Annotated in this window: 24 protein-coding genes and 1 pseudogene; 20 read left to right on the forward strand and 5 right to left on the reverse strand. The window is 58.1% G+C overall.

Going from position 1 to position 22,732, the window contains the following annotated elements:
- The first annotated feature begins 212 nt into the window (after positions 1 to 212).
- Positions 213 to 1,892 carry a discoidin domain-containing protein gene (locus GXP70_RS14120; RefSeq protein WP_162357407.1) on the forward strand — a complete coding sequence of 560 codons (1,680 nt, stop codon included), beginning with the start codon at positions 213 to 215 and terminating at the stop codon, positions 1,890 to 1,892.
- A 184-nt stretch (positions 1,893 to 2,076) separates the two neighbouring features.
- Positions 2,077 to 2,286 carry an alpha/beta-type small acid-soluble spore protein gene (locus GXP70_RS14125; RefSeq protein ID WP_162357408.1) on the forward strand — a complete coding sequence of 70 codons (210 nt, stop codon included), beginning with the start codon at positions 2,077 to 2,079 and terminating at the stop codon, positions 2,284 to 2,286.
- A gap of 230 nt (positions 2,287 to 2,516) precedes the next feature.
- Here GXP70_RS14125 and GXP70_RS14130 read toward each other — a convergent pair whose 3' ends face one another.
- Positions 2,517 to 3,971: an aldehyde dehydrogenase family protein gene (locus GXP70_RS14130; protein WP_162357409.1), complete on the reverse strand. Its 1,455-nt coding sequence runs from the start codon at positions 3,969 to 3,971 to the stop codon at positions 2,517 to 2,519.
- A gap of 18 nt (positions 3,972 to 3,989) precedes the next feature.
- Positions 3,990 to 5,036 (reverse strand): zinc-dependent alcohol dehydrogenase family protein, encoded by a 1,047-nt coding sequence (locus GXP70_RS14135; RefSeq protein WP_162357410.1) that lies wholly within the window; start codon positions 5,034 to 5,036, stop codon positions 3,990 to 3,992.
- 129 nt (positions 5,037 to 5,165) lie between these two features.
- Here GXP70_RS14135 and GXP70_RS14140 point away from each other — a divergent pair, with 129 nt between their 5' ends.
- From GXP70_RS14140 to GXP70_RS14155, 4 genes are all read left to right on the forward strand, one after another.
- The gene (locus tag GXP70_RS14140) at positions 5,166 to 6,056 is read left to right on the forward strand and encodes a LysR family transcriptional regulator (protein ID WP_162357411.1); all 891 of its coding nucleotides are present in this window, start codon (positions 5,166 to 5,168) and stop codon (positions 6,054 to 6,056) included.
- A 224-nt stretch (positions 6,057 to 6,280) separates the two neighbouring features.
- Complete coding sequence (locus GXP70_RS14145) at positions 6,281 to 6,877, forward strand: ankyrin repeat domain-containing protein (RefSeq protein WP_162360478.1); 597 nt, start codon at positions 6,281 to 6,283, stop codon at positions 6,875 to 6,877.
- Positions 6,878 to 6,921: 44 nt separating this feature from the next.
- A complete protein-coding gene (locus tag GXP70_RS14150; RefSeq protein WP_162357412.1) occupies positions 6,922 to 8,235 on the forward strand; it encodes an amidohydrolase in 1,314 nt (437 codons plus the stop codon).
- Entirely contained in the window at positions 8,232 to 9,470 is a 1,239-nt protein-coding gene (locus GXP70_RS14155; protein WP_162357413.1) for an amidohydrolase family protein, read from the forward strand. The genes GXP70_RS14150 and GXP70_RS14155 overlap by 4 nt, the downstream gene beginning before the upstream one ends.
- Positions 9,471 to 9,608: 138 nt before the next feature.
- Here GXP70_RS14155 and GXP70_RS14160 read toward each other — a convergent pair whose 3' ends face one another.
- Both GXP70_RS14160 and GXP70_RS14165 read right to left on the reverse strand, forming a co-directional pair.
- Entirely contained in the window at positions 9,609 to 9,773 is a 165-nt protein-coding gene (locus tag GXP70_RS14160) for a hypothetical protein (RefSeq protein ID WP_162357414.1), read from the reverse strand.
- A 34-nt stretch (positions 9,774 to 9,807) separates the two neighbouring features.
- On the reverse strand, positions 9,808 to 10,275 hold the full coding sequence (locus tag GXP70_RS14165) for a hypothetical protein (RefSeq protein WP_162357415.1): 468 nt from the start codon (positions 10,273 to 10,275) through the stop codon (positions 9,808 to 9,810).
- A gap of 248 nt (positions 10,276 to 10,523) precedes the next feature.
- Between GXP70_RS14165 and GXP70_RS14170 the strand changes: the two genes are divergently transcribed.
- The 7 genes and pseudogenes from GXP70_RS14170 (at position 10,524) to GXP70_RS14200 (ending at position 15,875) form a co-directional block, all read left to right on the forward strand.
- Complete coding sequence (locus GXP70_RS14170; RefSeq protein ID WP_162357416.1) at positions 10,524 to 11,363, forward strand: MBL fold metallo-hydrolase; 840 nt, start codon at positions 10,524 to 10,526, stop codon at positions 11,361 to 11,363.
- 508 nt (positions 11,364 to 11,871) lie between these two features.
- A pseudogene (locus GXP70_RS14175) lies at positions 11,872 to 11,976 on the forward strand (transposase); the annotation flags it as partial.
- 110 nt (positions 11,977 to 12,086) lie between these two features.
- Positions 12,087 to 12,896: a hypothetical protein gene (locus GXP70_RS14180; RefSeq protein WP_162357417.1), complete on the forward strand. Its 810-nt coding sequence runs from the start codon at positions 12,087 to 12,089 to the stop codon at positions 12,894 to 12,896.
- Positions 12,897 to 13,094: 198 nt separating this feature from the next.
- Positions 13,095 to 13,424, forward strand: a complete 330-nt coding sequence (locus tag GXP70_RS14185; protein ID WP_162357418.1) for a PadR family transcriptional regulator — start codon at positions 13,095 to 13,097, stop codon at positions 13,422 to 13,424.
- Between the two features lie 14 nt (positions 13,425 to 13,438).
- Positions 13,439 to 14,308 (forward strand): pentapeptide repeat-containing protein, encoded by an 870-nt coding sequence (locus tag GXP70_RS14190; protein WP_162357419.1) that lies wholly within the window; start codon positions 13,439 to 13,441, stop codon positions 14,306 to 14,308.
- 28 nt (positions 14,309 to 14,336) lie between these two features.
- Positions 14,337 to 15,107 (forward strand): ABC transporter ATP-binding protein, encoded by a 771-nt coding sequence (locus tag GXP70_RS14195; RefSeq protein WP_162357420.1) that lies wholly within the window; start codon positions 14,337 to 14,339, stop codon positions 15,105 to 15,107.
- Positions 15,108 to 15,875 carry an ABC transporter permease gene (locus GXP70_RS14200; protein ID WP_162357421.1) on the forward strand — a complete coding sequence of 256 codons (768 nt, stop codon included), beginning with the start codon at positions 15,108 to 15,110 and terminating at the stop codon, positions 15,873 to 15,875.
- A 14-nt stretch (positions 15,876 to 15,889) separates the two neighbouring features.
- Here the strand turns inward: GXP70_RS14200 and GXP70_RS14205 are convergent, their stop codons facing one another.
- Positions 15,890 to 16,126, reverse strand: coding sequence for a hypothetical protein (locus tag GXP70_RS14205; protein WP_192043454.1), 237 nt, complete (start codon positions 16,124 to 16,126; stop codon positions 15,890 to 15,892).
- A gap of 351 nt (positions 16,127 to 16,477) precedes the next feature.
- Here GXP70_RS14205 and GXP70_RS14210 point away from each other — a divergent pair, with 351 nt between their 5' ends.
- From GXP70_RS14210 to GXP70_RS14240, 7 genes are all read left to right on the forward strand, one after another.
- A complete protein-coding gene (locus GXP70_RS14210) occupies positions 16,478 to 17,068 on the forward strand; it encodes an NADPH-dependent FMN reductase (protein ID WP_263864114.1) in 591 nt (196 codons plus the stop codon).
- Between the two features lie 180 nt (positions 17,069 to 17,248).
- Complete coding sequence (locus GXP70_RS14215) at positions 17,249 to 17,497, forward strand: hypothetical protein (RefSeq protein ID WP_162357424.1); 249 nt, start codon at positions 17,249 to 17,251, stop codon at positions 17,495 to 17,497.
- Between the two features lie 152 nt (positions 17,498 to 17,649).
- Positions 17,650 to 18,687 carry a ubiquinol oxidase subunit II gene (cyoA, locus tag GXP70_RS14220; RefSeq protein ID WP_162357425.1) on the forward strand — a complete coding sequence of 346 codons (1,038 nt, stop codon included), beginning with the start codon at positions 17,650 to 17,652 and terminating at the stop codon, positions 18,685 to 18,687.
- Between the two features lie 17 nt (positions 18,688 to 18,704).
- On the forward strand, positions 18,705 to 20,672 hold the full coding sequence (locus GXP70_RS14225) for a cbb3-type cytochrome c oxidase subunit I (protein ID WP_404822341.1): 1,968 nt from the start codon (positions 18,705 to 18,707) through the stop codon (positions 20,670 to 20,672).
- Positions 20,672 to 21,286: a cytochrome o ubiquinol oxidase subunit III gene (cyoC, locus tag GXP70_RS14230; protein WP_162357427.1), complete on the forward strand. Its 615-nt coding sequence runs from the start codon at positions 20,672 to 20,674 to the stop codon at positions 21,284 to 21,286. The genes GXP70_RS14225 and cyoC overlap by 1 nt, the downstream gene beginning before the upstream one ends.
- A 1-nt stretch (position 21,287) precedes the next feature.
- Entirely contained in the window at positions 21,288 to 21,632 is a 345-nt protein-coding gene (gene cyoD / locus GXP70_RS14235) for a cytochrome o ubiquinol oxidase subunit IV (RefSeq protein WP_162357428.1), read from the forward strand.
- 247 nt (positions 21,633 to 21,879) lie between these two features.
- Positions 21,880 to 22,011, forward strand: a complete 132-nt coding sequence (locus GXP70_RS14240) for a DUF4023 domain-containing protein (RefSeq protein ID WP_162357429.1) — start codon at positions 21,880 to 21,882, stop codon at positions 22,009 to 22,011.
- Positions 22,012 to 22,732: the final 721 nt, after the last annotated feature.

Here is a 22,732-nt window from a genome sequence, read left to right on the forward strand (position 1 = left end):
GTGTATGATTACCCGGTAAACATCTGATGATTACCGGATGTAAAGGCTTACAAGCTGCGCTATGATGGGAATGACGGGCACTGCCGGACGACCGCCGTCGATAAGCTTGGAGGGAGGGAAGCACGCCGCATCCGCATTCATAGCATCGACCATGCCTAGATACGACAATTCGCGCAGGCAAATCGATTATTAGGGGAGCGAGAACAGTAGGGATGACGAATTATGGACGATATTTCAAGAAAACGATGCTCGCGCTGTTAAGCGCGACGCTGTTGGCTTCGGTATTCGCCTCGGGCGCTTTCGCCGCAGGGGATAGCGGCGGCGTAACGGACATCGATTTGACCCATGCCACCGCCTCGGCATCCAGCGAAACCGGCGGCGGCTGGGACGAAGGGCCGGCCAATGCCATTGACGGCAACACCTATACCAAATGGGCGTCCAGCCCTTCGCAAGACATGCCGCAATCGCTCGTCATCGACCTGGGCGCGGCGTATGCCGGCGTTTCGGAGGTTCGCTATTTCCTGGGCGAATATGAATGGACCGGACGGATCACGAGCCACGAAATTTGGGTCAGCACCGACAACGCGAACTGGACGAAGACTTACGAGGGCGTATGGCCGAACGTTCCGGGGCAGTGGCGCACGGACGATTTTGCTCCCGTAACGGCACGCTACGTGAAGCTCGTCGCTACCGCCGCCGGACAAAATGAAACCGAACCGGCCGCGCGCGCATCCGCCACGGAAATCCGGATCGCTTACTCATCCGTGCCGACGGAGCCGGCCGTACTGACGGGCAGCCTGACGGCGCCTTCTGCCGCCGCGCCCGGTCAGGCGATCGACGCCGCCATCGCCGTGTCCGGCGTGAGCCAGGCGTACGCGGTCGGCGACCTTGTCGTCGATTACGATCCGTCGCGTCTGGAATTCGCCACGACGACGGACGACAAAGGCAGCTTGATCCTTGCCGGGGACGCGTATACGTCGCCGCGCAGCGGCATCGTCGTCATCGGCAGCGCCGTCAAGCCGGCAGTTGGCCAAATTCGCCTGCTGCTGGCCCGGACCGGCAGCCAGGGCATATCGACCGACGGCGCGCTCTTGCAGCTGCACGGCAAGGTGAAGGAGACGGCGACGGCCGGTTCGGCTGCGCTTTCCGTGGCGTCCTTGTCGCTGACGCAAGAGGACGTGACAGTGACGGCCGACGTAACGAGCGCTTCCGTAAGCATCGCCGTCAGCATCGACGGCAGCGCGCTCGGCGCGGCGATCGAAGCCGCTCAAGCGAAGCATGACGCGGCGGTCGAGGGCACCGGGATCGGCCAATACATCGCTGGAGCGAAGGCGGCGCTGCAGGACGCGATCGACAGCGCATCGGCCGTGCTCCATAACGCGTCCGCGACGCAGCAGCAAATCAACGATGCCGCAGCGGCGCTCGCGGCGGCGGTGAGCGATTTCGACGCGAAGGTCATCACCGCGCCGGCCAACAAGTCCGAGTTGGCCGCAGCGATCAGCGCCGCGCAAGCCAAACACGACGCTTCCGTCGAAGGCGCGAAGATCGGTACGTACGCAGCCGGCTCGAAATCCGCGCTGCAAGCCGCGATCGATGCCGCGAACGTCGTCTATGCAAGCGCCAAGCCTTCGCAAGCGCAGGTCAATCAGGCGACCGGTACCTTGAACGCGGCGCTGCAGACGTTCCTGACGAAGCTGATTACGCTTGTTCCGGGAGAGACGAGCGTGACCATCCAGGATCTCATGCTGCTCATCAAGCACTTCGGCATTACATCGTCGGACGAAGACTGGTCCGCGGTCGCGGCCGCCGATATGTTCGACAATGGCGAAATCACCATTCAATCGCTTGCCGCGGTAGCTCGTCTCATCCTGGACGACTGGCTCGCGCAGTAAGATTCGGAGACGCAAGCTATCAATAGGTTTCATAAGAAACGGCAGCCGGCCTCAGGCTGCCGTTTGGTAATGTACCGGCACGATGGGGAGGAGGAAGCGGGTTTGGCGGAAGTTTTATAAATGCCGAATAAAATGGTTCGGACCGGAGGATAGTAATTTATATCCCATCTAGGAGGTAAATGACATGGCAAACAACAATACACTACTGGTTCCGCAAGCATCGCAGGCACTGGATCAGTTGAAGTTCGAAGTCGCTCAAGAGCTCGGCATTCAGCTTTCTCCCGACGGCTACAACGGTAATTTATCGACCTATCAAGCAGGCAAGATCGGCGGCTCGATTACGCGCCGTCTCGTTCAAATCGCGGAGCAAAGCCTCGGCGGCGGCATGCATTAACGGTTCGCACACATAACAGCCTCTCTTTCGAGGACATCGGGAGAGCACGCGCATCGGGAGCAAGCGCTCATCTATGAGGGCTTGCTCCTTTTGCGCGCGTCGCGGAATGAAGCGCGCAAGCTTCAAGAAGCGAGCCTCGCAGCGGGCGAATCCATAAGGACGCGACAAGGCGATGAAGGAGCTGCTCCTTCATCGCCTTGTTATGCTCCGCTATCGCCTTAGGGTCCGCTTCAGAACGGGAATGTCCGTCTTTCCTTCTGGACGGACACCCACTTGCTCGTCGTAAACTCTTCGAAACCGAGCTCGCCGCCGTAGTGGCCGATACCGGACGCTTTCTCGCCGCCGAACGGCGCGTTCGGGTCCATATTGACGGTCGTATCGTTCACATGCGTCATGCCGCTTTCGATTGCGCGCGCGAACGCCATGCCTTTCGCCGCATCCTGCGTGAACACGGCACTGGACAAGCCGTACTCGGTGTCGTTCGCCAGCGCCAGCGCCTCCTCTTCGGAATCGAACGGAATGATCGTGGCGATCGGTCCGAAGACTTCGGTCTGCGCCAGCTTGCCGTTCGGATTCACGTCCGCGAAGACGAACGGCGTAATGATATTGCCGATGCGCTGGCCTTCGAGCACCAGGCGGGCGCCTTCCTGCTTGGCGATCTCCGCGAGGCCGAGTACCTTCTCGACCTGGCGCTCGTTGATGAGCGGGCCGACGATGACGGCCGGATCGGCGGGATTGCCGTATGGCACTTGCCGCAGCCGATTCGCGAACCGCGTTACGAAGGCGTCGTAATGCTTGCGATGGACGAAGAAACGGTTGGTGCAAATGCAGACTTGTCCGGCGTTGAGCAGCTTGCTGAAGACGGCGGCATCGATCGCCTGATCCAGATCGGCATCCTCGAGAACGACGAACGGGTTGTTGCCGCCGAGCTCGAGCGAGGCGCGCTTCAGATGTTTCCCGCACAGTTCGCCGATGCGGCGTCCGACGCCGGTCGAGCCCGTGAATGAAATGACGCGCGGAACGGGATGCTCGATCATATAATCGCCGATCTCCGCGACATCGTAACAGACGACGTTCAGGACGCCCTTCGGCAAGCCCGCTTCTTCGAAGATTTCGGCCACGATCGGGCCCCCCGAGATGTACGTCTGCGAATCGGGCTTCAGCACGACGGCATCGCCCGCGGCGATGGCCGGCGCGACGACGCGCATCGCCATGTACAGCGGGAAGTTGAACGCGTTAATCAAGCCGATGACGCCCGCAGGGGCACGGAAGACGTGGTTCTCCTTGTTCGGCAGAACGGAAGGGAACACTTGCGGCGCGAACATCGCGTCCACGTAATTCACGGCCGTCAAGACCGAAGCGACGGAAGCCATGAATTCGGAGACGGTCTTCACGGCAGACGCCCCGGTTTCCCGGATCATGATGCCGACGATCTCGTCCTTCCGATCCTGAAGCAGCTTCGCTGCGCGCCCGAGAACCTGCTTGCGCTCCTCGGCGGTAGAGCGGGCCCAGCGCTTCTGGGCTTGCTTCGCTGCCTCGTACGCTTCGTCGATATCGGCGCGGTTGGCCAGCCGAATCCGGGCGACGAGCTCGTTGTCGAACGGATTGACGTTATCGAAGATTTGCGTGCTCGCGCCTTCGCGCCATTCGCCGTTGATATATTGTTTGTCGTAATGTGCCATCATATGAGCCTGCCTCCTTGCTTAGAATTTCGTAATCACCGTTACGCCGAAGCCGGCATAATTCGTCATGTCGTCAAATGCGGCGTTGATCTCTTCCAGCGCGATTTGCTTCGTGACCAGTTTGCCCGGCTCCAATTTGCCCGTCTCGACCATTTGCAGCATTTCGCGGTATTCCGGAATCGGCATCGATACGGAGCCGGCGATCGTCAGCTCGTTCATGATCATCAGATTGAGCGGCACGGGCGTCATGCCGCCGTTCGGGTTCGAGCTGAGGCCGATTTGCACATGGCGGCCGCGTTTGTTCAAACTGAAGAGCGAGTTGAGGAACGTATCTTGAATGCCCAGGGCGTCGATCGTCACGTTGGCGCCGCCCTTCGTCAATTCCTTGACGGCTTCCGGCGCTTTGACGTTCTTGCTGTTGATCGTGGCGACGGCGCCAAGCCGCTTCGCGAATTCCAGTTTATCGTCCGCGATGTCGACGGCAATGACGTTGGCTCCCGCCGCGGTAGCGATTTGAATCGCGGAGAGTCCGACGCCGCCGGCGCCGTATACCGCAACCCATTCGCCCGGCCGCACGCTGCCTTGGGCAACGACGCCGTGGAAAGCGGTCATGAACCGGCAGCCCATTGCGCTGGCGGTCAAGAAATCGACGCCGTCCGGCAGGTGGAGCAGGTTCAAGTCCGCGTTCGGAATATGAATGTATTCCGCGAAGCCGCCGTCGAAGCTGAAGCCGACCATTTTCATGGAATCGCATACATTATGATGTCCGGCTTGACAGTGCGGACAGGTGCCGTCGCCTTGGCTGAACGGCACGATGACGCGGTCGCCTTTCTTGAAGTTGCGAATGCCGCTGCCGACCTGCTCGACGACGCCGCTCATTTCATGGCCGAGAATATGCGGGAACGATCGGATGGACGACGGCATATGACCGGCCCAGCCGTGCCAGTCGCTGCGGCAAATGCCCGTCGCTTCCAGCTTCAGAATAACGCCGTCGGGCGCGAGCTCCGGATCGGCAACCTGCTTGACGACGAGGGGTTGATTGTAGGCTTCCAATACTGCTGCTTTCATATGAAGGGTCATCTCCCTGAGTAGAATGTTCAGTGCGACTCCTATTATAGGCCGAGGCATTATTGATGTATAATACATAATTAATTATGTTATTATAGCTGTTAGTCTATATATAAAAGGTGGTTGGCGATGGAGCTGCTGCAGCTGCAATATTTTCAAACGGTCGCGAAACTGGAGCATATGTCGAAGGCGGCGGAGGCGCTCAATATCGCGCAGCCGTCGCTCAGCAAGACGATCTCGCGGCTCGAAAGCAGCATCGGCGTGCCGCTGTTCGATCGGCATGGGCGGAATATTCGGCTGAATGCGTTCGGCAAAGCCTTCCTTCAGCGGGTGGAGCGGATTTTCCGCGAGCTTGAGGAAGGCAAACGGGAAGTGCTCGACATGGCGGGACTTAATCGCGGCAGCATTACGCTGGCGGCGTCCATCACGAGCGTGCTGCCGGAGCTGCTGGGGGATTTCCTGACGGCGAATCCGAACGTGCATATCCGCCAGTTTCTGGAGCCTACGGCGGAGATGAGGCGCATGATGGAGAACGGCGAGATCGATCTGTGCATTTCGACCGCACCCGTCGAAGGGCCGGATATGGCATGGCTGCCGCTGCGGACGGAAGAGATTTTCGTGATCGTGCACGAACGGCATCGTCTGGCAGGGCAGGAGAGCGTCAAGCTCACCGATCTGAAGGAAGAGCCGTTCATCGGGCTGCGGCCGGGTTATTGGTTCCGGACGCTTACGGACGAACTGTGCATCGGTGCAGGCTTCGTGCCGAAGACGATGATCGAGCTCGACGAAGCGGACGCCGTCGTCCTCCTGCTGCGCAAAGGGCTTGGCATCGCGTTCGTGCCGCAGCTGGCCTGGGAGAAGAGGGCCGCGTTCATGCCGAACCGATTGCGGATCGCAGATCCTCCGGGCTGTGTCGTGACGACAGGCCTGGTGTGGTCCAAGAAGCATTATATGTCGGTCGCGGCCCAGCGGTTCCGGCAATTCATTATCGATTATTTCCAGCGGATCGAGTCGGAGTGACCCGAATTCGTGAAACAGATGAACCGTACCTAAGCATGAGGCTGGTGCGGTTCTTTGCGTTATCTACTCTGCTTAGCCGCCTGGACGGATGTCCTAGAGCGAAATGAGTTCCTTCACCTATATGAAAAACCTTAGAAAACCGAATGGAATATATATTATTCGTTCAGATTCAGCCATGATAGCATAGTGGTATCTCGTATTGCAGGAGGCAGAGGATGGAAGCGATGAACGAGCAATGGATAGCTGCGGCGGAGAACGGCAACCTGGAACAGGTGCTGAAACTGCTTGAAGACGGAATCGACATCAATGCGACGGATCGGCGCGGAAGAACGGCCGTTCTAGCGGCAACGTATCGGAATCAAGCCGCCGTCGTCGAAGCGTTGATCGGGCGGGGAGCGGATATTAATATTCGCGACCATCATTTGGACAACGTGCTGCTGCACGCCGGGGCGGCAGGCTATCTCGAAATCGTTCGGCTCGCGATCGGCGCCGGCGCCGATACGAGGCTTACGAACCGGTTCGGAGGCACGGCGCTGATCCCGGCCGCGGACCGCGGACATGTCGACATTGTCAACGAGCTGCTTGCGCATTCGGACGTTAACGTGAATCACATTAACAATTTGCACTGGACGGCGCTGCTAGAAGCGGTCATCTTGGGCGACGGAGGAGCACGGCATCAAGCCATCGTGAAGCTGCTCCTCGACCATGGCGCCGATGCGGGCATCGCCGATCAAGACGGCGTAACGCCGCTCGCGCACGCGAAGAGAAGAGGCTTCCGCGAGATCGAGCGCATCCTGCTGCAAGCGGCGCAGCCCGAATAGAAGAAGAATACCGAATAGAAGCATACTACGAAGAGGTGAAGAGCATGCACGAAACCTATTGGCTGAAGAATGTCCGGCTCGAAACCGGGCATGTCATCGAAGATGGCGTCATTACGGGGACGACGACGGATAACTATCATCTCCTGATCGAGAACGGCAGGATTGCCGTTATCGCGTTAGCGAGCGAGACGCAGGATGCTGCCAAGGCGGGAGAATCGGCGGGATGCGGGACGGGAGAATCAACGGGAATCGGGACGGAAGAATCAACGGCATTCGGGACGCTGCCCGCGCTCGATGCGCAAGGCTTGCTTGCACTGCCGTCGTTCGTCGAACGGCATTGCCACCTGGACAAGACGCTGCTCGGCGATCGTTGGCGGCCGGTCCGACCGGCATCTTCGCTATTCGAGCGTTTCGACATCGAGAAGAACACGCTGCCCAAGCTGGCGACGACGATGAAGGCGCGCGCCGAAACGCTGCTCGGCACCCTGCTTCGGGCCGGGTCGACGCATGTTCGCACGCATGTCGACGTCTACCCCGAAGCCGGGCTTCGCCATTTGGAAGCCATTCAGGAAGCGATCGCCGCCTTCGAGGGCAAACTGAACGTCGAGATCGTCGCCTTCCCGCAGCACGGACTTCTCCGCACGCAATCCGTCGGTCTCGTTCGCGAGGCGCTTGCCCGGGGCTGCAGGCTGGTCGGCGGCGTCGATCCGGCAACCGTGGACGGCGACATGGAGCGATCGCTGCAGCGGATGATGGAGCTGGCCGTAGAGGCGGATGCGGATGTCGATCTGCATCTGCATGACGGCGGCAGCGTCGGACTCGCGACGATCAAGCGGCTGGCGCAATTGACGGAAGAAGCCGGCTGGCAGGGCCGGGTAGCCATCAGCCATGCGTTCGCGCTCGGCGATATGGCAGGAACGGAAGCCGAGCAGATAGCGGAGCTGTTGGCCGGGCTCGGCATGACGATCATCACCAGCGTGCCGATGGGGCGGGTGATCCCGCCGGTTCCGTTCCTTCAGGCGAAGGGGGTAGCGGTCGCGGTCGGCTGCGACAATATTTTCGACTCATGGTCGCCTTTCGGCAACGGCGACATCCTCGAGCGGGCGGGCCGCCTGGCAGAACGGTTCGGTTGGAGCACGGAGCAGGCGCTGGCCGATTCGCTCCGTTATATTACGGGCGGCAGAACGCCGCTTGATCGGCAGGGCGGACAAGCGTGGCCGAAGCCGGGAGACGAAGCCAGCATCGTTCTGGCGGAAGCAAGCTGTTCGGCGGAGGCGGTCGCCAGAAGAGCGAACCGGCCGGCCGTTCTGTATCAGGGCAAGGTCGTGTCGGGATCGCTGAAGGAGGCCATGTCATGACCCGTTCGGCGTACTGGCTGGTCAACGTTCGATTGGAGAGCGGCTACTGCTATGAGGATGGCGCAATTGTCGGAACCGCTACGGATATCTGTCATATCCGGGTGGAGGATGGCGTGATCGCGGCCATCGCCGCCTCGGGCGCTAAGCCCGCCGATGGGCTGCCGCAGCAGGATGCTGCCGGGCTCCTCATGCTGCCCGCGTTCAAGGAAATGCATATTCATATCGACAAAACCTACTACGGCGGACCGTGGAAGGCCGTCCGGCCTGCGGCCAGCATCTTCGACCGGTTCGAGGAAGAGCGCAGGCTGCTGCCGCAATTGCTGCCGACGGCGCAGCAGCGGGCGGAGAACATGCTCGGCATGCTGCTCGGATACGGCTCTACCCATGTCCGAACCCATTGCAACATCGATCCGGTCGTCGGCTTGAACAACCTGGAGGCCACCATTCGGGCGCTGCGGACGTACGCCGGCAAAATATCCGGCGAGGTCGTCGCCTTCCCTCAACACGGATTGCTTCGCTCCGATTCGGCGGGGCTTGTCCGGGAAGCGATGAAGCATGGCGCCACCCATGTCGGCGGCGTCGATCCGGCAACCGTGGACGAGAATATCGAGCGGTCGCTGCAGACGATCATGGACATCGCCGTGGAGGCGGATGCAGGCGTGGACATTCACATCCACGACCGGGGCGAGCTCGGCTTAGCGACGATGCACCGGCTTGCCGACCTTACGGAGGAGGCGGGCCGGCAAGGCCGGGTGACCGTCAGCCATGCATTCGGCTTTGCCGGCGCGATCGAAGCCGCCGCCGAATTGGCGGAACGTTATGCGGCATTAGGCATCTCCATCACCTCGACCGTGCCGATCGGCTCGATGATCATGCCGATTCCGATGCTGCGCGCGAAAGGCGTCCGTGTCGAGCTGGGCAACGACAGCATCACCGATCATTGGTCGCCGTTCGGCACCGGGGACTGCCTGGAGAAAGCAGGGCGGCTCGCCGAGCTGTACCGGCATGTCGACGAACGCTCCCTTGGCGAGTCGCTCGGTTATATTACCGGCGGCGTGATTCCGCTTGACGGCAGCGGCAAGCGCATATGGCCCGCGGTCGGCGACAAGGCCGATGCCGTCTTCGTGCAGGCCGGCTGCTCCGCCGAAGCCGTAGCGCGGAGAGCGAAGCGCGAGGCGGTGTTAGTCGGCGGAACGATCGCAGCCGGCTCGTTGAAGGACGCCGCCGTGCGATAGACGATGTTTCACGAGAGGGAAGAGCGGCACAACGGCGAAAACGGCGGCTGGTATCAACCAGTCGCCGTTCTAGTCTGAGCCTATCGTGCTTCGTGCTTGCCGTTCATCCGTTATGGATCCAATGTTATGGATCCGTTGTTATTGATCCATATAGTCATCGATCGTATTCAAGACCTCGATTAACTGCCATTGGCAGAACACGACCTCATGTTCGTCCTCGTCCGTCTCGTTACAGATCGCATAGTATTTGTCCGTGTGCTGGTACACCTTGAAGCCTCTGTAATTGCCATAAATATTTCGCATGCTTTCAACTCCCTGTGTCGTAAGGATTTTGCCATTATGCAAGCTTGCTTAACGGATTGACGACGTTGTTCAGCGTGGATTTCCATATCAGGTTCTGCTGCAGTACCGTCAGGAAGTAGTGATTCGTGCCTTCCGATAATACAATCACCGGTTTATCGTACACAGAGGACCGGGGCAGCCGATAGACGGCTTGCTCCAGCTCCTCATGATCGAAAGCCGTCTGCCGGGGGCTGATGGATAAGACGATCCGTCCAACCACCTTGAATTGATGGCATGCATCCGTAAATTCCGCGTCATGCCATTCCAGCTGTTCCACCTGATTCACCCGAAACTCTCTCGACTCGCCTTGCTCGCTCTCCAGGATCAACCAATCGAGCGGGAGGTTGGATCTGTTCAACTCGTACGCGGCCTTATGGATCGCTTGCTTTTTCGTTCCCGTGATGACCATGCGCGATAGCTGCGCCTCAAAAATCGCCTGCGTGCCGGAATCTCTTTTTCTCATTGGGTAGGTCGAATCTCCTTTACCTTATCGTCATGCTTTGTATATGGGATGAATAGAATTTTATGTGATTTCGGCTGAAAAGTACGTCGAACCGCAGGTGGCGAGCCGTCAATAGTTTTGTCGAAACTTTCATGCTCATTCGGAAGTGCATGACGCGCAACATTATTGGATCCCGACGGAGGGATCGGGCGGAAGCGGGCGAATATGTACTTCATGCGGTACTACACGATCCATAAAGGAGCAGAGCGATGATCATTCCTAACGTTCGAACAGGCGAATTATTGATTCGAGAGGTCAATGAAACCCGCGTCCCGTATGGCATGCTGGCCATTTGGTTTCTGGGACAGGTCAGCGTGATCGTGAAAGGGGGCGATACCGTCGTGTACATCGATCCGTACTTGGCGAATTCGCCTTATCGGCGATTCGAGCCGCCGCTTCGGCCGGAAGAAGCGGCGAATGCCGACTGCGTGCTGATTACGCACGATCATATCGACCATCTGGACCCGGATACGATTCCGAAGATGGCCGAGCTCGGCAACGATACCGTATATGTGGCGCCAGGCTATTGTCTGGACAGTCTCGCTGAATTCGGCGTCCCTCCGGAGAAGCGCGTGCATGCGAAGACGGGGGAGTGGCGGGAAGTGAAGGAACTGCGCTATAAGCCGATTCCGTCGGCGCATGAGGAGCTGGAATACGATCCGGCGCTCGATCACCGGTTCGTCGGCTACATCCTTCAGCTGAACGGCGTGACGTTCTACCATGCGGGCGATACGACGATCTATCCCGGGATGATCGAGGCGGTTAAAGCCGAACAGGTCGATTGCGCCCTGCTGCCGATCAACGGGCGCGATCCGTTCCGGCTGGCGCGCAACATCGTCGGGAACATGAATTTCCGCGAAGCGGCCGAATTTGCGGCAGCGACCGGCATCGACACCGTCATTCCCGCGCATTACGACATGTTCGCGGGGAACGGCGAGCATCCTGGATATTTCGTCGATTATTTGTACGAGAACCATCCGACGCAGAAGAGTCATGTACCGGCACGATTCGAAAGGTACGTGTACGTGTCGGGCCGCGCCTTGAAGTAGCCGATGAACCGCAGTGCCGATGAGGAAGAAGAGATCCGATAAGGGGCTTCAGCCGTCGAGAAAGTCAGACGCCGCATATGCCGCATTCTATTGAAAGGAAAAGGTCCCCTCTCCAAGACTGGCGGACAGAGGTTCCGTAATTATGGGGGAAATCGGGCTATTGAAGGAGTGGGCGGACACAGGATCCGTTAATGTTCCCGAATGACATCGAACACAGGCTAATCAGCCGCTATAACGGATCTCCTGTCCGCCAGCACACGAAAAAACATGATAAAGAAGCAAATAACAGATCTCCTGTCCACTTCCTTGCATCGAGGGACATACCGGAACCAACCGTCATGAAGCCGTTTCGAACGGTTACGGCCATCCATGCCACGCCGGCGAAGCGGCAACAGGCTCTGTTCGTGATCCAGAGCGCGGGTTGTGACGAGCCTGCTCGAAGCAGCTTATCTGTTTCTCCTCAGATTGTTGAGAATAAACGGCTCGGCAAATCCGGTAAACGATTTCGTACCGCAAACGAAAAGAGACCATGGAGCGAAGCTTCGCGGATGCCACAGAGCGCCACGGGTTTCGCTATTGCCGTTTGCGGGGACTGCGGAATGCGACCGAACAGGCGTGATGACCGCAGCTGTTAGAGTGATGGCAGGACGATTTGACAATGATAATCATTATCACTTATGATGTGGGAATAAGATCATTTTTCACTCATAAGGATGTGGCAGCGTGTTTGCACCATTTAAAGAGGTTTCCGATGTGACCGATTGTCCATCGCCTGATATTTTGTCCGTGTGCTCTAGCAAGTCGGCCATGTTCGCTGCCGCCTTCGGAAAGGGTATTTTCCGCAAGAGCGGCGAAGAGCATTGGCAGCCCGCGGAGCAGGGGCTTCCGGAAGGCGTCACGGTTAACCGGCTGCAGGAAATTAACGGGTCGATGTTCATCTGTACGAATAAAGGCTTGTTTTATTACGACGCGAATGCCTGGTATCCGACCGATATTACTTGTCCATGCTATCAAGTCGTGCAGCGGGGACCGATCCTCGCCGCAGCGACGGAATACGGGATATGGTATAAGGTCGGCACGCACTGGAAGCGCATTGCGGCGCCGAACCTGCCGATCTACGATCTGCTTCTTACGCCGCACTATTACATTCTCGGCACTAATCAAGGCATCTCCCTCTATGATCAATACACGGATTCTTGGGCGGACTTCGCGCTCGGAACATCGGTTACCAGCATAGCCGTGCATCACGGCCAACTGGTCGGCGCAAGCATGGAAGGCGAGCTGCTTCAAGGAAACCAGCAGGGCGGATTCGTCCGCTGCGGCTTCCCGGACATGACCGTTTACGCCCTGAAGCCGACGGAAAGCGGCGTGTACGCTTGTACGAGCCGAGGTCTGTATCGGCTGCAGCAGCTGGGAGCCCGCATGATCCTGCGATCCATGCTTGCCGGGTATCCGGTAACCGATATGTGCAGCTCAGCGGATTGCATGTATGTCTCCACATTGAATTCGGGACTGAAGAAGATCGTCTTGTAACGGTTCTTCGTGTCGGAAGGTTATCATACGAAGCTTGAAGGCAGCAGGCCAATGGTCTGCTGCCTTTTCGATGTCATGGGCAATTGCGCGTTTTTCCTGTTCTTGGGCACGAAATATCATAAACCGAGTATTTTGTTTACAATAGTACCTTGACTGTCATAGTACTATGGCGTATCATGAGGTCATGGAGGTGATGCAATGAGCGAGAACAAGATCACATCCGACCTGCTGAGAGGACACACGGACACGATGATTTTACGGCTTCTGTCCGAAGCCGATCGTTACGGGTACGAGATTGTCAAGCTGATTGCCGAACGTTCGGGCGGCGAATACGAATTGAAGGAAGCGACGATGTACTCCAGCTTCCGGCGGCTTGAAGCGGACGGGGACATCGAATGGTATTGGGGCGACGAATCGCAGGGCGGAAGAAGGAAGTATTTCAGAATGACCGGGAAGGGCAAGGAAACCTACGCCCGGAACAAGAGCAATTGGGAGTACGCCAAACGCGTGTTAGAAAACTTATTATAAGGAGACTGATGAGGATGAACCAGAAGCTGAATGACTTTCTGAACGGCGTGTTCACGCCGTACGACGGGCTCAAGAGCGTGAGCGAATTGAAGGCCGACTTGCTGTCCGATTTGCAGGAGCGCTATCGCGAGCTGAGAGCCGAGGGCATAGACGACGAAACCGCGTTCAAGAAAACCATTGACGGGATCGGCGACATCGAACAGACGATTCTGGAGGTCGCGAACCTCTCCCGCTCGCTGGAGCGGCAACTGCTGACGAACTTCAGCGGCAGCAATCTGCAGGAGAGCGACTTTGCAGGCGTTACGGCTCGTAAAAGCCGGTTCAACGCAAGCGCGCTGCGCGGCTCCGACTTCTCCGGTGCGGATCTGACCGGCAGCACCTTCAGGAGCAGCGATGTGCGCGAAGCGAATTTCGACGGCGCGAACCTGACGGACTGCAGCCTGTCCACGCTCGACCTGACGAATGCCAGCTTCAATCGGACCATCCTCGTCAGAACCAACTTCAGCAAGTCGGGTCTGGACGGAGCAGTATTCACCGGCGCCAAACTGACCGATGTGACGCTGACGATGACCGATCTTCGAAAAACCGTATTCGAAGGCTGTCTCTTCGACGGGGTGGACTTCAAGTACACCGATCTGACCGGACTGCGTTTCGACGGACAGACGCTGATCGGCGTGAAGTTCGACAGAGCGGCGTTGACCGGAGCCTCATTCAGGAACGCTACGCTCAGAAACGTTTCCTTCAAGCCGGGGTTTACGCTTACGAACAAGTATTACCGGATGATCGCAACGATCTGCTTCGACGGCGCGAGGATGGATAAACTGACCTTTGCGCTGCTCAAAGGCATGGGAGCCGACTTGTCCAAAGTAACGGCTATTTCATAGCGGGATTCAATAAGAGGAGGGAACTCCGATGCAAACCGTGCCAACGAAGCCTATTCAGGTCCAAGGGCTGCGCAAATCCTACAAGCAGCATCAAGTACTGAAGGGCGTGGATTTCGAGGTGGAGAAGGGCAGTATCTTCGCGCTGCTCGGCTCCAACGGGGCCGGCAAGTCGACGGTCGTCAAAATTCTCGCGACGCTGCTTCAACCGGACGGCGGAACCGCGGCCGTTAACGGCTGCGATGTCGCGGCTGAACCCGATCGCGTGCGGCAGGCGATCAGCCTGACCGGACAATTCGCCGCCGTGGACGAACTATTAACTGGACGGGAGAATCTCGTCATGATCGCCAAGCTGCGCTACCTGAAGAACCCGCGCCGGGTCGCGGATGACATGCTGCAGCGCTTCGGCCTGACGGACGCCGCTGATCGCAAGGTGTCCGCGTACTCCGGGGGGATGCGCCGCAGACTCGACATTGCCCTAAGCTTCGTGGGGAACCCGCAAATTATTTTTCTTGACGAACCTACCACCGGACTTGACCCCGAGGCGCGGATCGAGGTGTGGAGCATCGTTAAAGCGCTTGCCGAAGGCGGCACGACGGTCTTACTGACCACGCAGTACCTGGAGGAGGCGGAGCAGCTTGCCGACCGGATTGCGATTCTCCACGATGGCCGGATTATCGCGAACGGCACGCTCGCGGAGCTCAAGCGGCTATTCCCGTCCGCTAAGACGGAATACGTCGAGAAACAGCCTACGCTCGAGGAGATCTTCCTCGCAATCGTCGGCAAGAAGGAGGCAGAGTGAATGGAAGCGGCCAAGAAACATTTCTTCACCGACATTAGCGTCATGCTCGGGCGCTCCATGCGTCATATTACCCGCAGTATGGATACGGTCATCACGGTTACCGTCATGCCGATCATGATGCTGCTGCTGTTCGTCTACGTATTCGGCGGCGCGATTCAATCGGGCGCGGATAACTACGTGAATTACCTGCTGCCCGGCATTCTTCTTATGGCGATAGCGAGCGGCATCTCCTACACGGCTTTCCGTTTGTTTACCGACGTACAGCGGGGAATATTCGAACGGTTCCATACGATGCCGATTTCGCGCTCGGCCCTGCTTTGGGGGCATGTACTGACATCGCTTGTATCCAACGCCATCTCGGTTGTCGTCATCATCCTTGTCGCGCTCGCCATGGGATTCCGTTCGTCCGCCGGCGTGCTGCCGTGGTTAGCCGTCGCCGGCATACTCGCGCTGTTCACGCTCGCCTTGACCTGGGTCGCGGCGATTGCCGGACTGTCCGCCAAATCGGTCGATGGCGCGAGCGCCTTTTCCTACCCGCTCGTCTTCCTGCCCTTTATCAGCTCGGCCTTCGTGCCGACCGCGTCGATGCCGAGCATCGTTCGCGCTTTCGCCGAGAACCAGCCGGTGACCTCGATCGTCGAATCGATCCGCGCCTTGCTCTCGGGCCGGCAGCCGGGCGGCGATATCTGGATCGCGCTTGCATGGTGCGTCGGAATCGCGCTGTTGGCTTATATGCTTGCCATGCGGGCATACAGGAAGCGGGTCTGAAACAACCCATCCGTCTATTTATTGAAATTACCGGAAAACTGCGCAACGACGGCCTGCACTTCCGCCACTTTGTCCGGCTTCAACAGGGAGAGCATCTTCGGAATAAACCCTTCCACATCATCCTTGGCAAACGATCCTTCGTCCTGCTTTCTAAAATTGTCGGCAAGCACGGCTTTGGCTTCATCCTCCTTGCCTTCTTGTACCCGCTGCAAAATGAACTGAGCAAACATCTCTTGTCCTTGCTTATCCATGCGCATGGCCTTCTATAGACGTATCGTCCATGATATGAAACCATTTGGTTTCGTTTGTTGTTATAACACCAAATGGTTTCATGTCAATGGCAAGTCCGGTCCGCTGCCAACTCCGGTACGCTTCGGCGTGATTGTACGGGCAACCAAAAATTACCTGCCGGGGTTGAAGCAGGATAAAGTCATTGACATAGTACGTGACACAAACTATATTGTTTGTATCGCGTACTATATTTCCGATGCGACAAGGCGCCGGAGCACCTCGTCAGTCTCGCGTCGGATGGTCGTATACGATGACTCTATCCAAGAAACGAAGGTGCAGCAATGGATCGGAAGAAGACCGTGCTACTGGTTATGGGAAGTACACGGGCAGGCAGGAATTGTCCGACAATCACGTCATGGGTCGCGTCCGTCGGCCGAGCCGGTTCCGATTACGAGTACGAGATGATCGATCTGGCGAAATGGCCGCTGCCGATGGACGACGAACCGGGGATACCCGCATTGGGCGGCTACAGCCAGCCGCACACGATCGCGTGGAGCGAGAAGATCCAGCAAGCGGACGGGGTCATTTTCGTTACGCCTCAGTTCAATTGGGGATATCCGGCGGTCCTTAAGAACGCGATCGATCATCTCTACCATGAGTGGCGGAACAAGCCCGTCATGATCGTAACTTACGGCGGTCACGGGGGCGGCCGATGCGGCAAACAGCTGCGCAGGGTCGCGGTGCGGCTCCGCATGCGCGTCGTGCCGACGTCTCCCGCGCTCCGGTTGTCGGATGCGGTCATCCGCGAGGGGGCGGAGCTGCGTCCCGAACGCGATTTTCGCCAATCCGCGCCGCAGGTGAAGCGGGCGTTCTCGGAACTGGCCGATCAGCTCGAAGGCCATGAGAGCGTCCTGGCGCGGATGCGCCGAACGTGGAAGGCCGCGTCGGCCGTTTTCTCGTAAGGAAGCTCAAGAGCTGCGGCCGAACTGATAAACTCGCGGCCGGCATACTGCGGGCAAGATCGAACTTGCGCAAGCGACGGAACGAATCCGTCGCTTGTTGCGGTATGTATGCGCCGATGTAGGTACATAATAGTCAGGAATGCGCATACAAAGCGATCTACCGGAAGGAAGTGAAGCGTCTTGACGACAAAATCTGCTGCGAACGGAAAACCGGAACGCGAAGGGAACGCGCTGTTCCTGACCATGAAGATTGCCGCATGGATCGCGCTTATCATTGGCGGCGTGATGTGCATCACCAATTTCGCTGATTTCAGCGACCGTAACAGGCAATTGATGACCGGGATCGGCTTCATGGTGGGCAGCGTGTTCATCTACATGATCGGCACGGCGATCAATCTCGTACATAAACGCAAGAGCGAATCCGAGTAACAACTGCAGCTTTACGGTTAAGGGCTGTTCCCTCGCACGGGGAGCAGTCCTTATTTAATTGAAATGACCTGCAATATAATCGCTGTAATATTGCGCCGTCTTCCGGGGAAAAATAAGTCAATCCAAGGCGAAGTTTAGGAGATGAGGAACTTATGAATACTTCGAATCTCGTGCGGCTGTTGAAGACAAGCGGCGCGTTGACCGGCATCGTGCTGCTCGCGACGGGTTGCAAGTCGATGATCGTCTTCGATCCGAAGGGGCCGGTCGGCATCCATCAGCGCGACCTGATCTACATCACCATGCTGCTATGCCTGATTATCCTGGTTCCGGTGTTGGCGATAACGGCCTGGATCGTCGTGCGTTACCGGGACAAGAAGAATAATGATGCGCCGTACCAGCCCGTATGGTCGCACAGCACCAAGCTGGAAATCGTCTGGTGGAGCATACCGATCGCCGTTATCCTGATCCTGGCCATCGTGACCGCACGGTACACGTACAAGCTGGATCCGGCCAAGCCGCTCGTATCCGACAATAAGACCATCACCGTTCAAGTGACGTCGCTGGACTGGAAATGGCTGTTCCAATACCCGGAACAAGGCATCGCAACCGTCAATTACCTGGTCATTCCAGAGAAGACGCCGATTAAGTTCGAGCTGACCTCGGACGGCCCGATGAATTCGTTCTGGGTGCCGCAGCTCGGCGGGATGATCTATACGATGTCCGGCATGGCGACGACGCTGCATCTGCAGGCCGATGAGCCCGGGAACTATATGGGCACCGGGGCTAATTTTACGGGCCGCGACTTCGCGAAGATGGGGTTTACCGCCAAGGCCGTATCGCGGCAGGATTTCGATCAATGGGTGGCGGAAGCGAAGGCGAGCGGGAATGAGCTCTCCGAGGACGGGTACCGCATGCTGGCCCAGCCGGGGACTGCCGAACGGATGACGTTCGCCGCCATCCCGTCCGGCCTGTTCGAACGAATCGTCCATGACTATTCGATGAGCCGCGGCGCGCCTCCGGGCTATACGCTGAAGGCGCAGACGCTCAGCGGCGAGAAGTCGACCGCGCATTCGGAAGGCGGCCAGCTGCCGCCCGGAAACGGCGCGCAGAAGAATGCGCCGGACATCGGCAGCTTCGGGCAATCCGGCCGGCCGCTGGACACGACGCACATGCATCATCATGGCAAATGAGAGGAGAGGCTTCCGTGATGGATTCAATAACTGATTTCGTTTCATGGTTCTTTGTCACGGGCGACCCGTTGATTTATGGTGCGGACGTAGCTATCCTGCTGACGACGCTGGCGATCGTCTTCGTGCTTACCTATTTCGGCAAGTGGAGCTGGCTGTGGCGGGAATGGCTGACGACCGTCGATCATAAGCGCGTCGGGATCATGTACATCATCGCCGCGCTGCTGATGCTGTTCCGGGGCGGCGTCGATGCGCTGCTGATGCGGACGCAGCTTGCGTTTCCCGATTTGAAGTTTCTGTCGCCGGAGCACTACAACGAGGTGTTCACCACCCATGGCGTCATCATGATCCTGTTCATGGCGATGCCGCTCATGTTCGGCCTTTTCAACATTGCCGTACCGCTGCAGCTCGGCGCGCGCGACGTGGCGTTCCCGTTTCTTAATTCGCTGAGCTTCTGGCTGTTCTTCATGGGCGCGATGCTGTTTAACATGTCCTTCGTCATCGGCGGTTCGGCGAACGCCGGCTGGTTGTCGTACCCGCCGCTCTCGGAGCTGACCGGCAGCCCCGGCGTAGGCGAAGACTTCTATATCTGGGGCGTGCAGATCTCCGGGATCGGGTCGCTGATGACGGGCATCAACTTCATCGTCACCATTGTCAAAATGCGCGCGCCCGGGATGACCTGGTCGAGAGTGCCGATCTTCACGTGGTCGGTGCTCTCCAGCTGCATCGCGATCATCGTCGCTTTCCCTGTCCTCACGGTTACGCTGGCCCTGCTGTTCCTCGACCGGTTCCTGGGCGCCCATTTCTTCACGATGGACGGCGGCGGCAACGCCATGATGTATGTCAACCTGATTTGGATGTGGGGCCACCCGGAAGTGTACATCGTCGTGCTGCCGGCGTTCGGCATTTTCTCGGAGGTCGTGGCGACCTTCTCGCGAAAGCGCCTGTTCGGCTACGGATCCATGGTATTCGCGATGCTGAGCATCAGCCTCATGGCGTATTTCACCTGGCTCCATCATTTTTTCACGATGGGCTCGGGGGCCAACGTCAATCTCTTCTTCGCGATATCGACGATGATCATTGCGATTCCGACCGGCGTGAAAATTTTCAACTGGCTGTTCACGATGTTCCGCGGACGCATTTCGTTCGCCTCGCCGATGCTGTGGACGATCGCCTTCATTCCGTGCTTCGTCGTCGGCGGCATGACCGGCGTCATGCTCTCGGTCGCGCCCGCGGATTTCCAATTTCACAACAGCTACTTCCTGATCGCGCACTTCCATCAGGTGCTCATCGGCGGAGTCGCGTTCGGTTACTTCGCCGGCTTGTATTATTGGTGGCCGAAAATGTTCGGCTTCAAGCTGAACGAAACGATCGGCAAATGGGCGTTCTGGATCTGGAACATCGGATTCTATGTGTGCTTCATGCCGCAATATATCGTCGGCCTTGACGGCATGACCCGGCGGATCAGCTCGTACGGCTGGGATACGGGCTGGTGGGCGCTCAATTTCACGTCGACGATCGGCGGCTTCTTCATGGGTATCGGCTTCCTCTTCCAGGTGTGGCAGATCGCGCACAGCATTAAGTTCATGGAGAAGGATACGACCGGCGATCCGTGGGGGGCGCGCACGCTGGAATGGTCCATTCCTTCGCCGGCGCCGCTCTATAACTTCGCGACCACGCCGCTCGTCACGGACCGCGACGATTGGTGGGAGGAGAAGGAGCGCATCGCCGCAGGCAAAGCGCCCAAGGGGAAGCCGGAGCTCGAGCCGATTCACATGCCGAAGAACTCGCCGATTCCGTTCATTCAGTCCATCTGCTGGTTCACGGTCGGCTTCGGTCTCGTGTTTCACTGGCTCTGGATCGCGATCCCCGGCTTCGCCGGCATCGCGGCGACGATGCTGGCTCATTCGTTCAATTACGATACCGATTACTATATTCCCGTCGATGAAATTCAGCGTACGGAAGCGAAGGCAGGGAGGAGTGTCTGATGGCGCACGCGCATTATCATGCTTTGCCGCATGAGGGAGGCCATGAGGGCCATCACGATTTGGAGGAGCTGCGCAAGTTCGGCTTCTGGATCTTTCTGATCACCGACTGCATCTTGTTCGCGACGTTGTTCGCCACCTTCCTCGTGGTTCACGAGAATACGGCAGGCGGGCCCGGACCGAAAGAACTGTTCGAAATGCCCGGCGTTATCGCCGAAACCTTCATTCTGCTGACGAGCAGCTTCACCAGCGGTCTGGCCGTGCTGGCGATGAACGCGGGAAGCCGGAAAGGTCTGCTCGGCTGGCTCGTCGTGACGATCCTGCTCGGCGCCTGCTTTATCGCGATGGAAGTGACGGAATTCGCGAAGCTCGCGCACGAAGGGCATACGATACATTCCAGCGCGTTCCTGTCCGGCTTCTTCACGCTCGTCGGTACGCACGGGCTGCACGTCTCGCTCGGCATCTGCTGGATCACGGCATTGATCATACAGCTGAGCCGGCACGGCATTACGCCGGTCACGCAGCGCAAAGTACATATTACGAGTCTATATTGGCACTTCCTGGACGCCGTATGGATCTTCGTCTTCACGTTCGTTTACTTGATGGGGGTGATGTGACATGTCGCACAATGCGGTTGGCCATGGGGACCATGGCGGTCATGCCGGCCATCGCGGTCATCACGGCACGCTGAGGGAATACGTGATCGGCTTTGCGCTCTCCATCGTCCTGACGCTCATTCCGATTCTTGCCGTCATGAACGATTGGTTTGGGCATACGGCGTCGATCGCCGTGCTGCTCGTCACGGCGGTTTTGCAGTTCGCGGTGCAGCTGCTGTTCTTCATGCACTTGCGGGAAGAGGCAGGGCCGCGTTATAACCTGGCGACGCTCGTTCTCGGTCTGATCATCGTGGTGGTCGTCGTCTATGGGTCTATATGGATCATGGACCATAACAAGATGTATTAGGCCGGCGGCCGGCTTGGCTCAGCGTGGCGGCGCGCGATGGCGGCGGGGCTGCCCGGCCTGTTGCAGCGTGGCGGCGAGATGGCGATGGGGCTGCCCGACCTGGCGGCGCATAATGGCGGCGAGACTGTCCAGCCTGGCTCAGCGTAGCGGTGAGAAATGGCGAGGTGGCTGTCTGTCTAGCCTGCTGCATACCTCGGAGAAGACGGGGAGACGCTATGGACAGCGACGGCGAAGGAGGGAAGCGGAGATGGATTCGACCAATGAATTCGTAAACAAAGTGCAGGACACGCAGGCGAAGCAGCAGAAGAACAAGGAAAATTACGGCAAAGGCACGCCAACGCAAAAGCTGCAGAACAAACAGCATACGAATAATCCGTAACGTCCGAGCAGCGAGTGCATTCGCCTATGCCAAGACCCTGGTTACAAGCAGGTGCTGATTAGCGCCCGAGAAGCCCGCGTTTCCTATGGAACGCGGGTTTTTTGTATGTTCGGGGTTTCCCGGGTGGGAAGGATTGAAATCCTGCCCAGGGGGAGGATTTCGTGTGGTTTCCCGGCGCGAAGCATCAAAAAGTTGCCCAGGGGGAGGAATTCGCTGAAAATTCTACCGCAAAGCATCGAAAAGCTGCCCTCGGGAAGGAATTCGCGGGAAATTCTGGCACGAAGTATCGAAAGCTGCTCTCGGGAAGGAATTCGCGGGATTTCCCAGCGCCAAGCAACGAAATCCTACTTATGGGAAGGAATTCGCTAGCAGACTTGCAAAGATTCCTTACACACTGCGTTTCCTAGTGGGGGAGCTAACCTGTCGTCGGCGTTCGTACAATCACACCTTGGGAGAACTCTCTTTGGTTGTGAAGTTTACCACTCCCTGTGGCAGGCTGTTTGCAAAGCTACCGGTAAGAGGAGGGGGAAAGTTGTCCGCCCAGCAACTTTCCTGGCATTTTTGCCGGTCCGAGGCGGGAAAAGTTGTCCGCCCAGCAACTTTCCCGGCATTTTTGCCGGTCCGAGGCGGGAAAAGTTGTCCGCCCAGCAACTTTCCCGGCATTTTTGCCGGTCCGAGGCGGGGAAAGTTGCCCGCCCAGCAACTTTCCCGGCATTTTTGC

This window comes from Paenibacillus lycopersici, assembly GCF_010119935.1.
Taxonomy (GTDB): Bacteria; Bacillota; Bacilli; order Paenibacillales; family Paenibacillaceae; genus Paenibacillus_Z; species Paenibacillus_Z lycopersici.